The organism is Pseudonocardia sediminis (assembly GCF_004217185.1).
GTDB classification, from domain to species: Bacteria; Actinomycetota; Actinomycetes; order Mycobacteriales; family Pseudonocardiaceae; genus Pseudonocardia; species Pseudonocardia sediminis.
Genome location: NZ_SHKL01000001.1, coordinates 3,123,609 through 3,136,572 on the forward strand (window position 1 = coordinate 3,123,609; position 12,964 = coordinate 3,136,572).

The 12,964-nt window shown below is 74.2% G+C and carries 14 protein-coding genes; 2 read left to right on the forward strand and 12 right to left on the reverse strand.

The annotated features are described in order from the left end of the window. Positions 1 to 16: 16 nt before the first annotated feature. The 9 genes from EV383_RS14515 to EV383_RS14555 all read right to left on the reverse strand — a co-directional run bounded on the left by EV383_RS14515 (position 17) and on the right by EV383_RS14555 (position 7,858). Positions 17 to 355 carry a hypothetical protein gene (locus tag EV383_RS14515; RefSeq protein ID WP_130290409.1) on the reverse strand — a complete coding sequence of 113 codons (339 nt, stop codon included), beginning with the start codon at positions 353 to 355 and terminating at the stop codon, positions 17 to 19. A gap of 70 nt (positions 356 to 425) precedes the next feature. Beyond that, the gene (locus EV383_RS14520) at positions 426 to 1,463 is read right to left on the reverse strand and encodes a DUF4185 domain-containing protein (RefSeq protein ID WP_130290410.1); all 1,038 of its coding nucleotides are present in this window, start codon (positions 1,461 to 1,463) and stop codon (positions 426 to 428) included. Positions 1,464 to 1,487: 24 nt separating this feature from the next. Then, positions 1,488 to 2,621 (reverse strand): FAD-dependent oxidoreductase, encoded by a 1,134-nt coding sequence (locus tag EV383_RS14525; protein ID WP_165438352.1) that lies wholly within the window; start codon positions 2,619 to 2,621, stop codon positions 1,488 to 1,490. Further along, positions 2,618 to 3,358, reverse strand: coding sequence for an enoyl-CoA hydratase/isomerase family protein (locus EV383_RS14530; protein ID WP_130290412.1), 741 nt, complete (start codon positions 3,356 to 3,358; stop codon positions 2,618 to 2,620). Before EV383_RS14530 ends, EV383_RS14525 begins: the two co-directional genes overlap by 4 nt. A gap of 69 nt (positions 3,359 to 3,427) precedes the next feature. Then, positions 3,428 to 4,270, reverse strand: a complete 843-nt coding sequence (locus EV383_RS14535) for a DMT family transporter (RefSeq protein ID WP_130290413.1) — start codon at positions 4,268 to 4,270, stop codon at positions 3,428 to 3,430. 2 nt (positions 4,271 to 4,272) lie between these two features. Continuing rightward, positions 4,273 to 5,499 carry a cytochrome P450 gene (locus EV383_RS14540; RefSeq protein WP_207223526.1) on the reverse strand — a complete coding sequence of 409 codons (1,227 nt, stop codon included), beginning with the start codon at positions 5,497 to 5,499 and terminating at the stop codon, positions 4,273 to 4,275. Continuing rightward, a complete protein-coding gene (locus EV383_RS14545) occupies positions 5,489 to 6,190 on the reverse strand; it encodes a hypothetical protein (RefSeq protein ID WP_130290415.1) in 702 nt (233 codons plus the stop codon). Before EV383_RS14545 ends, EV383_RS14540 begins: the two co-directional genes overlap by 11 nt. A 64-nt stretch (positions 6,191 to 6,254) precedes the next feature. Then, on the reverse strand, positions 6,255 to 6,962 hold the full coding sequence (locus EV383_RS14550; RefSeq protein WP_130290416.1) for a M24 family metallopeptidase: 708 nt from the start codon (positions 6,960 to 6,962) through the stop codon (positions 6,255 to 6,257). Beyond that, entirely contained in the window at positions 6,959 to 7,858 is a 900-nt protein-coding gene (locus EV383_RS14555; protein WP_130290417.1) for an alpha/beta fold hydrolase, read from the reverse strand. Before EV383_RS14555 ends, EV383_RS14550 begins: the two co-directional genes overlap by 4 nt. Before the next feature lie 161 nt (positions 7,859 to 8,019). Here EV383_RS14555 and EV383_RS14560 point away from each other — a divergent pair, with 161 nt between their 5' ends. After that, positions 8,020 to 9,303, forward strand: a complete 1,284-nt coding sequence (locus EV383_RS14560; RefSeq protein WP_130290418.1) for an MFS transporter — start codon at positions 8,020 to 8,022, stop codon at positions 9,301 to 9,303. Positions 9,304 to 9,447: 144 nt separating this feature from the next. Here the strand turns inward: EV383_RS14560 and EV383_RS14565 are convergent, their stop codons facing one another. Beyond that, positions 9,448 to 10,317: an EamA family transporter gene (locus EV383_RS14565; RefSeq protein ID WP_165438353.1), complete on the reverse strand. Its 870-nt coding sequence runs from the start codon at positions 10,315 to 10,317 to the stop codon at positions 9,448 to 9,450. A 282-nt stretch (positions 10,318 to 10,599) separates the two neighbouring features. Here EV383_RS14565 and EV383_RS31190 point away from each other — a divergent pair, with 282 nt between their 5' ends. Beyond that, entirely contained in the window at positions 10,600 to 10,746 is a 147-nt protein-coding gene (locus tag EV383_RS31190) for a hypothetical protein (protein WP_165438354.1), read from the forward strand. A gap of 8 nt (positions 10,747 to 10,754) precedes the next feature. Here EV383_RS31190 and EV383_RS14570 read toward each other — a convergent pair whose 3' ends face one another. Both EV383_RS14570 and EV383_RS14575 read right to left on the reverse strand, forming a co-directional pair. Next, positions 10,755 to 11,828, reverse strand: a complete 1,074-nt coding sequence (locus EV383_RS14570; protein ID WP_130290419.1) for a YncE family protein — start codon at positions 11,826 to 11,828, stop codon at positions 10,755 to 10,757. Positions 11,829 to 11,891: 63 nt separating this feature from the next. Next, positions 11,892 to 12,956: a cytochrome c oxidase assembly protein gene (locus EV383_RS14575; protein WP_130290420.1), complete on the reverse strand. Its 1,065-nt coding sequence runs from the start codon at positions 12,954 to 12,956 to the stop codon at positions 11,892 to 11,894. Positions 12,957 to 12,964: the final 8 nt, after the last annotated feature.

The window sequence follows — 12,964 nt, forward strand, 5'->3', positions numbered from 1 at the left end:
ACGCGTTGGAGGGGCCTCAGCCCCGGCCGATGCCGAGCCGGCGCAGCGAGAACGTCCGCTGGGCCGGGACCTCGGGGTCCTCGGAGACGGCGCGGACGTCGCCGATCGTCGCGCCGAAGCCGTCGAGCAGGACGGACACCGCGGTGCGCATCCGGCTCCGGGCCGCACGGACCGACGGCGCCGGCAACGTCGCGGTGAGCATCACGCCGCCGTCACGCAGCTCCGCCCGGAGGGCCACCGGGGCGGGACGCATCTCGGTCAGCGCGTCGATCTCGGCGGGTGTGATCGCGCATCCGGTGACGAGCGCGGTCGCGATCCACCAGGGTCCGGTGGAGGCGGGGTGCAGGGTGCTCATGGCCGATGGGGTCTCCATGTCCGATTCATCGCGCTCTCGCACGCCGCGCTACACGCTGTGTCGTAGATCATCAGTTTCGTGGATGCGGGCCGGGCAGGAGCTCGGAGACGTCGGTCCGGAACTGCATCGAGCGGTACGGCCAGTTCCGGTCGGTGTTCCACTGGCTGACGATGAGGTGCAGGTCGGACAGGGTGGAACCGGGGACGACGTACCCGCCGTAGAGCTGCGCGACCCGGCCGGTGGTGTGGTCCTCGTCTGCCCATCCGCAGCCGGTCAGGACGGTCGCGCGCGGGGCGCGGTAGAGGTCGGCGTTCGGCCGGTCCAGCAGCAGCGTGTCGATCCGGTACTCGCCGGCGTTGAAGAACGTCAGCAGCCAGTGCAGGTTCCCGTCCGGGCCGGGAACGCGGCGCAGGTTCAGCTCGCCGAGCGCACCGGGGATGGTGATCGTCGGCGGGTTGCCCCAGGCCCACCGCTCGTCGGCGAAGCCCCAGGGTTCCCAGGCGTCCTGGTCGGTGATCCGGTCCGCCGGGACGCGGTGCAGCAGCAGGCCGGCGTTGCGCTGGAAGCCGGTGGTGTAGGCGTAGACGTACCCGTCGTCGCCCTCGCACCACGTGAGCTGCTGGAACAGGCCCTGGTAGTGGTTGCCGGGCCACTCGCAGCCCGTGCGCTCCCACGTCACGCCGTTGTCGGTGGAGGCGATGATCTCGGTCCACAGCACGTTGCCGAGGCCGCGGTTGGCCATCACGTGCAGATACATCGTGTCGCCGACGGTGATGACGTCCGCGGGGAGCATCGTGGTGATCCGCCGCTTCCACATCCAGCCCGCCTTCGGGTGCCGGACGAGCTGGCAGGCGTAGTCGGCGGGGTCGCCGCCGGAGCCGGTCCAGCGCAGGCCCCGGGTCGTGGCGTCGGAGGGGTCGGCGAACAGCACGACGGGGGAGCGCCAGCCCGGGCCGCCCACGCCGGCGTCGTCGAACGTGTCGCCGAAGACCGCGACCAGGCGTCCGTCGGGGGCGGTGGTGACGATCCCGAGGTCGGTCCCGCCCACCCCGTAGGCGTCGGTGAGGCCGGGCCCGGTCAGGTCCGCGATCTTCGTCGTGCGTGGCATGGCCGCCAGGGTAGGCGGATCGCCTCAGGGCAGCGGCCGGTCCCGGTCCAGGTGGGTGTGCAGGACCTCGTCGGGCAGCGTCTCGCCGGGGTCGGCGCCCTCGGCCGGGTGCCCGCTCATCGCGGCGCTGGCGACGACGTTGGCCTGGGTGCGGCCGCGGCGGAGCCGTTCGTGGCGGGCGAGCGCGGCGTCGACGGCGGGGTCCTGGCGCAGCGCCTTGGCCAGGACGACGGCGTCCTCGAGCGCCATCGTCGCGCCCTGCCCGGTCGCGGGGGAGGCGGCGTGCGCGGCGTCGCCGATCACGACCATCCGGTCGCGGGACCACGGCCCGACGTGGGGGAGGTCGTGCACGTCGGTCACGAAGGTCTCCTCGGCCGCGGCGACGATCTCCGCTGCGGTCCCTCCGCCCAGGACCGCGAGCAGCGCGGCGCGCGGGTCGGCGTCGTCGGGCACGGGGTCGTCGGGCACGGCGTCGTCGGGCACGGGGTCGTCGACGCGGGCGAACCACCGGGTCCGGCCGTCGGGGGTGGGGATGGCGGCGAAGGCCTGCACCCCGGTCCGGAACACGTGGAAGTCCCCCGGACGCCCGGTCCCGGCGCCGTGGGAGGAGCCGTAGTAGACGCGTTGCCCGATCGGCCGCGGTGGTTCCGCCTGCGGGTCGATGATCGTGCGCACCGGCGAGTGCAGGCCGTCCGCGCCGACGAGCAGGCATCCGTGCAGGTCGTCGGCGCCGTCGAGGTGCACGGTGACGCCGTCGGCGCCCGGGGTCGCGCCGGCGACCCGTGCGCCGTGGCGGACCTCGACCCCGCGGGCGACCGCGAGGTCGCGCAGGGTGCGGGCGAGCACCGCACGGGTCAGGCAGCGGTACCGGACGGTCTCGTCCCCACCGCCGAGCGGACTGCGGTGCACCTCGGCGCCGGTCGCGTCGAACACCCGCAGGTCGGTCATCTCGTCGGAGACGGCGGCGACCGCGTCCGCGGCGTCCAGTGCGTCCAGCGCGCGGACCCCGTTGGCGGCGAGGGTGAGGAACGCCCCGGCGTCCGCGCCGTCGTCGGGGTGCGCCTCACAGACGACGACGTCGATCCCGGCCCGCGCCAGGCCCAGCGCCAGCGCGGATCCGGCGATCCCGGCCCCGGAGACGACGACCGGTCCGCTCACCGGCGGTACCCCTCGATCGCGGCGCGGGTCGCCGGGAGGGCGAAGACCTCGGCGAACACGTCGAGGCTGGTCGTGACGCTCCCGGCGATCCCGGTGTTGCGCCAGGTCTCGAACAGGCCCTTCTGTGCGGCGATCACCTCCGCGGTGGGCGCGCTGAGCCGGGCGCACAGGTCGGCGACGGCATCGTCGAGCTCCCCGGCCGGGACCAGGCGGTTGACCAGACGGTCCGCGCCCAGCTCGTCGAGGGTGTAGAGGTCGCCGGTCAGGATGAGCTCGTGCGCCTTCGACGGCCCGAGGAACGCCGGCAGCAGGGCGGCGTCGGCGACCGACGGGATCCCGACCTTCACCTCCGGCAGCCCCACCCGCACGCCGGGGTGCGCGACCCGGGCGTCGCAGGCCAGCACCATCTCGAACGCCGCGCCGACGCAGACCCCGTTGAGCCGCGCGACCGTCGCGACCGGGCAGCGGCGCACCGCGTCCAGGCACGCCGCGACCCGGGAGATGATCGCGTACCCGTCGCCGGGGGCGGCGTCGCGGAACGTGTCCAGGTGCATCCCGGCGCCGAAGGCCCGGTCCCCGGACCCGGTGAGCACGACCGCCCGGATGTCCGGCCCGATCCCGGTGACGGCCTCGGCGACCGCGTCGAGGTCCTCGAGCCGCAGCGCGTTCGCCTGCTCCGGGCGGTCCAGCGTGATCCGCCGGACCGTCCCGTCGTCGCGTACCAGGGGCAGACCCATCCGCACTCCCGAAGATCGTGGCGCGCGACCGGTGCCGGCCGCGATGTCGATCGTGACATCACGGCCCGGTCAGCGGGCGGCCCGCTTGCGGGCCGGTGCGGCGGCGCGGGCCAGGACCGCCGCCGCGACCAGCACGACGACGAACGCGAGCACCGCTGCCGGGCCCGGGGCGACACGTTCCCCGAGGACGACGACGCCGAGCACCGCGGCCACCCCCTGCTCGCCCGCCGTCACCACCGGCAGCGACAGGGCGAGGTCCCCGGCCTGGTAGGCGGCCTGCTGCAGCCACGACCCGCCGAGCACCGCGGCCAGGACGGCCCACGTCGGCCACGCCGTCACCGCGGCGACCGGACCACGGCCGAGGGAGTCGACCACGCCGGCCAGCAGCACCGCGCCGAGGGCGAACGAGACCGCCGCGGCCGCGGCCAGCAGGACCGCCCGCGCCGTCCCCGGCGGCCGGCGCGCCGCGGCCGCGACGCACGCGGCGACCACGACGACGGCCCCGCCCACCGCCGGCGCCCAGCTCGCGGACGACGCCGGGGCCGCGCCGGGCTCCGGGCGGCCGGAGGCGACGAACACCGCCAGCGCCACGGTCAGCGTCGCCGCCCAGGTGAGGTCGGCCCGGGTGACCGGACGTCCCCGCAGGCGCGCGGCCAGGGGCAGCGCGAACAACAGCGTCGTCGCCAGGAGCGGCTGCACCAGCAGCAGCGGCCCGGAGGCCCGCGCCCCGACCAGCGCCACGAACCCGAGACCGCCGGCCGCCGTCCCGGCCAGCCACAACGGGCTGTGCACCAGCGCGCCGAGCAGCGCGGCCCCGCCCGGCGCGTCGGCCGCGGCCCGCTGCTGCGCGACCGCGGACAGCGCGAACAGCAGCGAGGCGAGCAGCGCCGTGCCGACGGCGACGACGGGCACGGTCAGTCCGCCGCGATCGTCAGCTCGGCGTAGGACGGGATCAGCACGCGGCGACCGTAGCGGCGCCGCACGACCCGCCACCCGCGGCCGGTGTCGAGCAGGGTCTCCAGCAGGGCGGTGATCTCGGCCCGGGCCAGGGCGGCGCCGAGGCACTGGTGGCGTCCGGCGCCGAACCAGAGGTGCCGGGTGCGCGGGTCGTAGGGCCGGTCGACGTCGAAGCCGCCGGCGGCGTTGTCGGCGACGTGGGTCAGGACCAGCACCCGGTCCCCGGCCCGCAGCCGTGCCGGTCCGAGCGCGATGTCGGCGGTGACGTGCCGGCCGATCATCGGGGCCGGGGTCGACACCCGCAGCCCCTCCCGGACGGCGGCCTCGACGAGCTCCTCGCTCCGGTCGTCGCCGAGACGCCGGTGCTGCCCGGTGTCGGCGAGCAGCGCCACGGTGCGGGCCATCGCGCTCGCCGCGGTCTCGGTGCCGGCGACGGTGAGCAGCGCGGCGAGGCCCGTCGTCTCGCGCAGGTTCAGCCCGAGCTCGCGGCAGCGTCCGAGGAGCCGGTCCGGCGGTGCGGTGGCGAACCCGTCGGCGACGCCGACCGTCAGCTCGTCGACGATCGCCCGCGCGGCCGTGACGTCGGCCGGGTCCAGGTGGGTGGAGGCGGTGCTGCCCAGGGCGATCGCGGCCAGCCGCTCACCGGTGGCGAACAGCGCGCGGAACGCGGCGTCGTCGTCGCCGCGGTCCATCCCCAACAGGTCCGCGACCATGCGTCCGACCAACACGCGGGACAGGTCGGCGACGTCCAGCTCGCCACCGCCGGCGAGCTCGGCGCCGGCCCGGCCCAGGCGTGGGGCCAGCACCCGGGAGACCAGTTCCTGCGAGGTGGCCTTCGTGAACAGGTCCCGGGAGCGGGCCCGCAGGTCGGCGTGCCCGGGCCCGTCGAAGATCTCCAGGACCCAGTCGCCGAGGACCTGCGCCCACAGGTGCCCGACGCCGCCCTCGCCGAGCAGGGACGTCGACGTGTGGTCGGTGAGCAGCCGCCGGGCCAGTATCGGGTCGGTGACCAGCCAGCCCAGTCGCGGGACCCGGCGCACCGGTCCGGCGAGGGCGCCCGCCCGCAACAGGGCCCACAGCGCGGGACGGGCGGAGAACAGCAGGCGCGACTCGTGCCGTCGTGCCGCGCGTGCACCGGGGCCGGCGGCGAGCGGCCGGGCGCGGGGAAGTGGATCAGCGGTCACGGGGACCATCGTGCGCGCCCGGCTGCGGCGGACCCGGTGGCGGTGTGCCCGTGTGCGGCGTCGGCGGGTACCCGGCTCCGGGGTGGCCCGGCCCGCCCGGTGGCGGCCATCCGGCCGGGGCGGGCCCGCCGGGCCACGCGCCGGTGCGCCGGGCGTCCAGCCGCCGCCGGTGCAGGAACACGAGCAGCAGGGCGACCCCGCCGACGACCAGGACGCCCAGCCCGGCGACCCCGATGAAGACCGCTCCCAGGATCGCGCCGACGGTGCGTGTCCCGACCACCAGCTCGTCGCCGCGGGTGATGTCCTCGGACGTCCCGGTCAGGCGGTAGTCGCCGGGCGCCGTCGCGGTGAACGACGCCAGCTTGACCCCGGCCCGCTCGTTCACCGAGTAGGTCTCGGTCACGCTCGGCCGGGTGGCGGGCACCGACCGGCCGTCCGGGCCGGTGATGCCGGTCAGCTCGGCGTAGGACTCGCGGTCCGTCTCGTACCAGACCGAGTACTCGCCGGGCTCGGCGATCGTCACGACGCCGCCGGCCAGCGGGATGTGCTGGTCCTCGGGCTGCGAGGTGTAGCCGACGACCAGGCTGACGGCCAGGGCGAGGACCGCGGCCGTGAGCACCGCCCAGACGACGACGGCGACCCGCAGGCCACGGCGTCGTGGTGCCGGGGCGGGGGGCTGGAGGTAGGCCACGAGATCACCCTCGCTCGTCCGAACGGCTCGTTACGGTCGCCGCCCGCCTGTACGGTCGCCGGCCTCAGCTGTCGAGCGTCAGGAGCTGCTCGAAGAACCCGCCGATGCCGCGCTCGCGGTCGACGAGGTGGATCTCCAGGATCCAGTGGCACCGCCGTCCCGACGGGTCGGTGCGGCGCATCGGGTGCGTGGAGCCCGGCGTGAGGTAGGACTCGATCTTCTCGCCGTCGATCCACTCGTGCGGGAACTCGCCGACCAGGTGACCGCTGTGCTTGCCGCCGAACTCCCAGCCGGCGTCGGCGGCCAGCCCGCACACGTGGCGGTAGAGCTCCTCGCCGCTGATCTCCGGGTGCGACTCGAAGTGCTCCTTGCCGGCCTCGAAGATCCGCGGCAGGTCGTCGCGCAGGCGCGCCTTGACCGGGTCCCCGCCGAGGACGTAGGTGCGCCCGACGTCGGCCTCCCACTCCGAGAAGATCGGCCCGAAGTCGAGGAAGACGATGTCGTCGGCCTCGATCGTCCGGTCCGGAGGGTTCTCGGTGTAGGGCTCGAGGGTGTTCGGCCCGGACCGCACGACACGCTTGTGCCAGTGCTTGTCGGTGCCGAACATCTCCGCGCCGAGGTCCCGGACGCGGTCGCTGACCTGCTTCTCGGTGGCGCCCGCCTCGATCAGGCCGCGGCGGGTGACCTCGCCGAAGAGCCGGATCGCCTTCTGCTCGGCGACGATGAGGCTGCGGGCCCGTTCGTCCTCGGGGGCCGGTGTGGTGGTCGTCATCGGCTTCCTCCCGCGGTCGAGTGCAGGTCGGCGACGTGCGCGACGGCCGCGGTGAACGCCTCCGGCGCCTCCACCGGCACGAAGTGCCCGACCCCGTCGACCGGGATCACCGTGACGTCGGAGAAGAACTCGTCGAGGCGGTCGGACCACTCGCGCGGGAACAGCGGGTCGTGCTCGGGCCAGACGAACGTGGTCGGCACGGCGAGGCGGTCGGCGGGGTCCGGGGCCTGCTCGGCGAGGGACCGGGCGACCATCCCGCCGCCCGCGCGGTACCAGCCGACGGAGGCGACGAACGCGCCCGCCGGCCCGTACACCGACGCCAGGTGGTCCAGGCGGGCGTCGTCGGGGGTGAAGTCCGGACCGGACCAGTGCGACCAGAAGTGCTTCACGTAGGCGCGCGCGGCGGTGGTGCTGCCGTCGACCAGCTCCTCGGCGAGGTCGAGCTGGTGGAAGGCCTGGTACCAGAACTCCCGCATCGGGCCCTCGGCCAGGACGCGCCTGCCCACCCCGGGGGCGGGCGGGGCGACGACGATCGCGCGCGTCAGATCTCCCCGGTCGCGGCCCAGCTGCTGGGCGACCCGGCTGCCGACGTCGTAGCCGGCGACGACGAGATCGGTCAGGCCCAGCTCGTCGGCGAGACCGGCGACGCTGCGGGCCTGCGCGTCCGGGCCGTAGGCCGTGGCCGGGTCCTCGTGGTGCTTGTCGGACTCGCCGAACCCGCGCAGGTCCGGGACCAGGACGTCGTGGTCACCGGCCAGGCGTGCGGCGACGGCGTCGAGGTCGGTGCGGTCGCCCGGCCAGCCGTGCAGCAGCACGACGGTCGGGCGTCCGGCGGTGGGGGAGCCGTGCCGGTCGTAGGTGAGGCGGAATCCGTCGACCGGGGAGCCGGTGGGCATGGTGGTGATCTCCTTCGTCGGGCGTGGCCCCGGCCTATCACCCCCGTCGCCCGACGGCGACCGCTGGCGGGCAGCGGAATGGTCCGGTCCGTCCCTTCCACATCAGGTGTCCTGATGTCTAGTCTCCGACGACCCACCCGACACGCGACCAGGGGGAAGCCGTGTCCCAGCCCGTCACCACCGAACGCCACCGGTTACCGGTCCGCACGCTCGTCGCGGCGTCGATCGGCAACGCCGTCGAGTGGTACGACTGGACGATCTACGCGACGTTCTCGATCTACTTCGCGACCCAGATCTTCCCGTCCGGCAACCCGACCGCCGCGCTGCTGTCGACGCTCGCGACGTATGCGCTGGCGTTCTTCTTCCGCCCGCTGGGTGGCTTCCTGCTCGGCCGCTTCGCCGACCTGCGCGGGCGCCGGACGGCGATGCTGGTGACGATCCTGCTGATGGCCGGCGGGTCGTTCGTGATCGGGATCCTGCCGACGTTCGACATGGTCGGCTGGCTCGCCCCGGCGCTGCTGCTGCTGGCGCGGATCGCGCAGGGCATGTCGCTGGGCGGGGAGGTCTCCAACGCCTCGGCCTACCTCGCCGAGATCGCGCCCGCCGAGCGTCGTGGCCGGTACTCGTCGTTCTTCTACATCTCGACGGGCTCGGCGGTGCTGATCGCGTCACTGCTCGGCGCGCTGCTGTCGTCGACGCTGACCGAGGAGCAGCTCGGGTCGTGGGGCTGGCGGGTGCCGTTCCTGATCGGTGGCGTCCTGGGCCTGCTCGGGATGTGGATGCGGCGCAGCATGGCCGAGACCGAGCAGTTCGAGCAGAACAAGGAGGCGGCGGCGAAGATCAAGAGTCCGCTGATGCTGACGCTGCGCGAGCACCCGAAGGCGGTCATGCAGCTCGTCGGGTTCTCGCTGCTCTCCACGCTCTGCTACTACACGTTCTTCTCGGCGCTGACGCCGTTCGCGACCAAGTCCCGCGGCGCGGACCCGAGCGAGGTGTTCCTGGCGCTGTCCATCGCGACCGCGGCGTTCGTGCTGCTGCAGTACCCGATGGGCGCGGCCGCGGACCGGTTCGGGCGCAAGCCGCAGCTGCTGATCTGGTCGGCGGCGACGGCGATCCTGATCGTGCCGCTCTCGGCGCTGATCGGGCCCGGGTTCGGGAACATGCTCGTGGTGTTCGGCGTGGGGCTGGTGCTCTACACCGCCATGACCTCGATCGCCCCGGCGATCATGAGCGAGCTGTTCCCGACCGAGGTCCGGGGCCTGGGCATCGGGGCCTGGTACAACCTGACGGTCGCGATCTTCGGCGGCACGGCTCCGCTGGTCATCTCGGCCCTCGGGACGGCGGGACTGTCGAACCTGTTCTTCGTCTACGTCGCGGTGGGTGCGGCGATCGCGTTCTTCGCGATCCTGAGCCTGCCCGAGACGAAGGGCTCCGTCCTGCGCTGAGCGTGGTCTGTCACGTCCGGTCCGGCCGTGACCATCAGATGTGGGGACGCCCACCGTCCGAGCGGACGTCACACACGTTCGCTTCCCGGCACACAGGATGCGCGGTGTGTGCCGAGGCGTGAACGTAGGTGCGGAGCGTGTGCTTCAGCCCAGGCCGATCATGATCACCCCAGCCAGGACGACGACGGACGGGACGATCCGGCGGAGCCCGAACCGCTCGCGCAGGACGACGGCGCCGATGATCGCGCCGAAGACGATGCTGGTCTCGCGCAGCGCCGCGATCTGGGCCAGCTCGCCGCTGGTCTGCGCCCAGAGCACGATCCCGTAGGCGGCCAGCGAGATCACCCCGCCGGTCGCCCCGGCCGCACCGTACCGGCGGACCGCCGCCGGGAAGGCCCGTCCGCGCCGCCACCAGGCCAGCACCACGAGCGGCGGGCCCTGCAGCGCGAACATCCACCCCGTGTAGGCGACGACCGGCGCGAGCCCGACGCCCACCCCGTCGACGACGGTGTAGCCCGCGATCATCACGCCGGTGGCGAACGCGGCCCCGAACGCCGGGAGCTGTGCCCGCCCGGGCCGACCGGCCGCCAGGACCAGCGCGATCAGCCCGGCCGAGACGACCAGGACCCCGACCAGCTCGAGGACCGGCAACGTCCGCCCCAGCAGGACGACCGCGGCCAGCGCGACCAGCCACGGCGCCGTGCCCCGGGCCAGCGGGTACGCCTGGCTGAAGTCACCGAGCTGGTAGCTGGCCAGCAGGAGCAGGTTGTAGAAGACGTGCAGGACGGCCGACGCGATCACGAACGGCCACGCCTGAGCCGGCAGCGGTCCGCCGAACGCGGCCAGCAGCGCGCCGCCGACGAGGTCGACCAGGCCGATCATGGCGAACCCGACGAGACGGTCGGGGACGGAGTGGGCGATCGCGTTCCAGCTCGCGTGCAGCACCGCGGCGAGCAGGACGAGCGCGATCACGAGGGGACCGGGTGAGGCGGTCGGCAGGGTGAGGGGTGACATCGAAGGCTCCCGGGACCGGGCCCGTCCGCAAACGGCCACGACGACTATGGGGCCCTCGGGGCTTTTGTCCCGTCAGGTGTGGGAGCGGCGACGTCACGCCGCACCTGGCGCCGCTCGGTCCTGTCCCCGGACCACCCTGGTTGTGGGATGTCGCGGGTGGCGGGCGGAACCCTAGGCGCAACCACGTGCTGCGCCGACCGTAACAGTCGATCATGACCGGCTCCGGCGCGGACACCGGGGTCGGACGGCGCCGGGTAAACGATCTCTGCGATTCTGTCGACCGTGCGGCGCGGAGAGGTGTGGACCTACGACCCGGTGCTGGGCACTCCGGGGCGGTCGCGGCGCCGGCTCGGCGAGCGGGTGCACGTCGCGTCGACGGAGGAGATGGACGCCGTCGACGCGGCCCTGCGCGCCGCGCAGGACCTCTGAGCGGCCCCCTACGCCGGGCCCTCGACGATCTGGACGATGCCGTCGTTGGTGCCGGTGACGAACAGGCGTCCGGTGTCGGGGTCGACCGCGACCGTGTTGGCCTGGCGCACCGTCGGGATGCGGGCGATCTCGCGCGGCGTCGGGTTCGTCATGTCGTAGCCGATGAGCTGGTTCGCTCCGGTGACGGTGACCCACAGGCGGTCGCGGACCGGGTCGTAGGTGATGCCGTAGGGCTCGCCCGGCACGGAGAGCTGCGCGATCTGGCGCGGGGTCCCGGCGGGGTCGTAGACCAGGATCTGCCCGCCGCGGGTGTCGGTGGCGATCATGCGGCCGTGCTTGTCCGCAACCAGGTGCGTCGGTCCGGCGCCGGCGGGGAGCTCGAGGATCCCGGCGTAGGTGTCGGTGTCGTAGATCGTCAGCGAGTTGTCGCGGACGTCGATCAGCCCGACGCGGTCGCCGACCGGCGCGAGCCCGGCGGGCTGGGTGACGTCGGTGAACGTGTGCACGACCTGGTCGTCGCGGATCGCGACGACGGTGCCGCCGCCCTCGTTGGCGGCGAAGATCGTCCCGTTCGGGGCCTGGGTCGCGTCGTGCGGGCTGGTGCCGGTCGTGACCTGCGACGTCACCGGTCCGTTCGGCAACGCGACCTGGATCAGGGAGTTCGAGCTCTCGTCGGGCACCAGTACCGGGCCGCCGGGTACGGCGACCTGCAGGTGGCGCAGCACGCCGGGCAGTGGCACCCGGCCGGCGACCGCCCCGGTGTCGGTGTCGAGCAGCACCAGCTGGTTCGGCTCGCGCACGCCGACCGCGACGCGGCGGCTCGGCCCGTCGGCGACGATGCCCTCCGGCACGGCCCCGACCCGGACGGTCCGGCCGGCGGGCGTCACGGTCGGGACAGGTGCGACCGCGGGCTCGGCCGGCGGTTGCAGCGGTTCCGGGAAGCGGTTGGGGACGCCGGGGGTGGTCAGCGTCGCCGGTGTCGTCGGGGCGGCGGGCGTCGAGCCCGACTCCGACGACCCGGAGCAGCCCGCGGTCAGGACGAGCGTCGCGGCGGTCAGGGCCAGTAGTGCTCGGCGGGGCATGGTGGGCCTTCGGATCGTGGGGCGCGGTGGTTCGCCGATCCGCTCCGCCGGAGGGCCGAACGGTCAGGTGCCGCCGCCGGACGTGGACGGACCCGGCTCGTCGACGTTCCCAGCTCCGCCGCCGTGGCGCGCGGTGGTGACGGACGTGCCGGTGTCCCCGCCGGTGCGAACGGCAGGGCCCCGGTCGATGCCGTGCAGTGCGGCCAGGCGGGCGTTGTAGCGGGCGAGGGCGTCCTCGTCGTCGTCCACGCTCGCGTCGGCGCGGTCGGTGTCGTCGTCGAGCAGTTCGCGGGAGCGGGCGCCCTCGAGCCAGCGGCCCATCGTCTGCTTCTCCGGGCGGGCCACGCCCCACCGCACCCCGATGACGATCATCAGCAGCATCATCAGGCCGTCGCCGAGGGCCCACATGATCCCGCCCGCGGTGTGCTGGTCGGAGATCGCGTCCAGGCCCCAGGCGCCGCGCATCATCGAGAAGTCGGCGATCGGGTGCCCGGTCAGCATCAGCGCGATCCCGACGAGCGTGTCCGCGCCCATCCCGACCGCCAGCACGGCGAGCCGCAGTGCGTAGGGCACGTCCCACGGCGTGCGCTCGTCGCCGGCCAGCGGCAGGAAGAACAGGTAGCCCGAGACCAGGTAGATCACGAGCTCGAACTCGTGCATCCAGGGCGTCGTCGGCATCTCGGCCTGGAACGCGGTGAGGTGGGTGAGCACCAGGACCGCGGCGTAGAACGCCATCGTGACGACGGGGTGGGTCACGAACCGGACGGCCGGGTTGCGGAGCACGGCGTCGACGATCCGCGACCCGCCGGCGTCGCTCGCCAGCCGTATCGGCTGGGCCCAGACCAGCAGCACCGGCACCACCATGATCAGCATCAGGTGCTGGAGCATGTGCACCCAGAACAGCACGTGCCCGTAGACGGCCATCGCACTGTTCAGCCCCGCCACCAGCGCGACGACGGCGCCACCCGCCGCGACCGACCGCGCGATCGGCCAGGTGCCGCCCCGGGCGTGCACCCGGTGCACCCCGAACGCGTACGCGAGGACGCCGAGCACGATCAGCAGGTCGCCGAGCGGGGTGAAGGTCCAGGCGGTGACCAGGTCGAGCAGGCCCGGTTCGGCGAGCGACATCGCGGTCC

Coding starts and splice junctions, on each gene's coding strand:
- EV383_RS14575 (WP_130290420.1), bottom strand. CDS start 12,956: ATGTCGCTCGCCGAACCGGGCCTGCTCGACCTGGTCACCGCCTGGACC.
- EV383_RS14565 (WP_165438353.1), bottom strand. CDS start 10,317: ATGTCACCCCTCACCCTGCCGACCGCCTCACCCGGTCCCCTCGTGATC.
- EV383_RS14555 (WP_130290417.1), bottom strand. CDS start 7,858: ATGCCCACCGGCTCCCCGGTCGACGGATTCCGCCTCACCTACGACCGG.
- EV383_RS14570 (WP_130290419.1), bottom strand. CDS start 11,828: ATGCCCCGCCGAGCACTACTGGCCCTGACCGCCGCGACGCTCGTCCTG.
- EV383_RS14550 (WP_130290416.1), bottom strand. CDS start 6,962: ATGACGACCACCACACCGGCCCCCGAGGACGAACGGGCCCGCAGCCTC.
- EV383_RS14515 (WP_130290409.1), bottom strand. CDS start 355: ATGAGCACCCTGCACCCCGCCTCCACCGGACCCTGGTGGATCGCGACC.
- EV383_RS14520 (WP_130290410.1), bottom strand. CDS start 1,463: ATGCCACGCACGACGAAGATCGCGGACCTGACCGGGCCCGGCCTCACC.
- EV383_RS14530 (WP_130290412.1), bottom strand. CDS start 3,358: ATGGGTCTGCCCCTGGTACGCGACGACGGGACGGTCCGGCGGATCACG.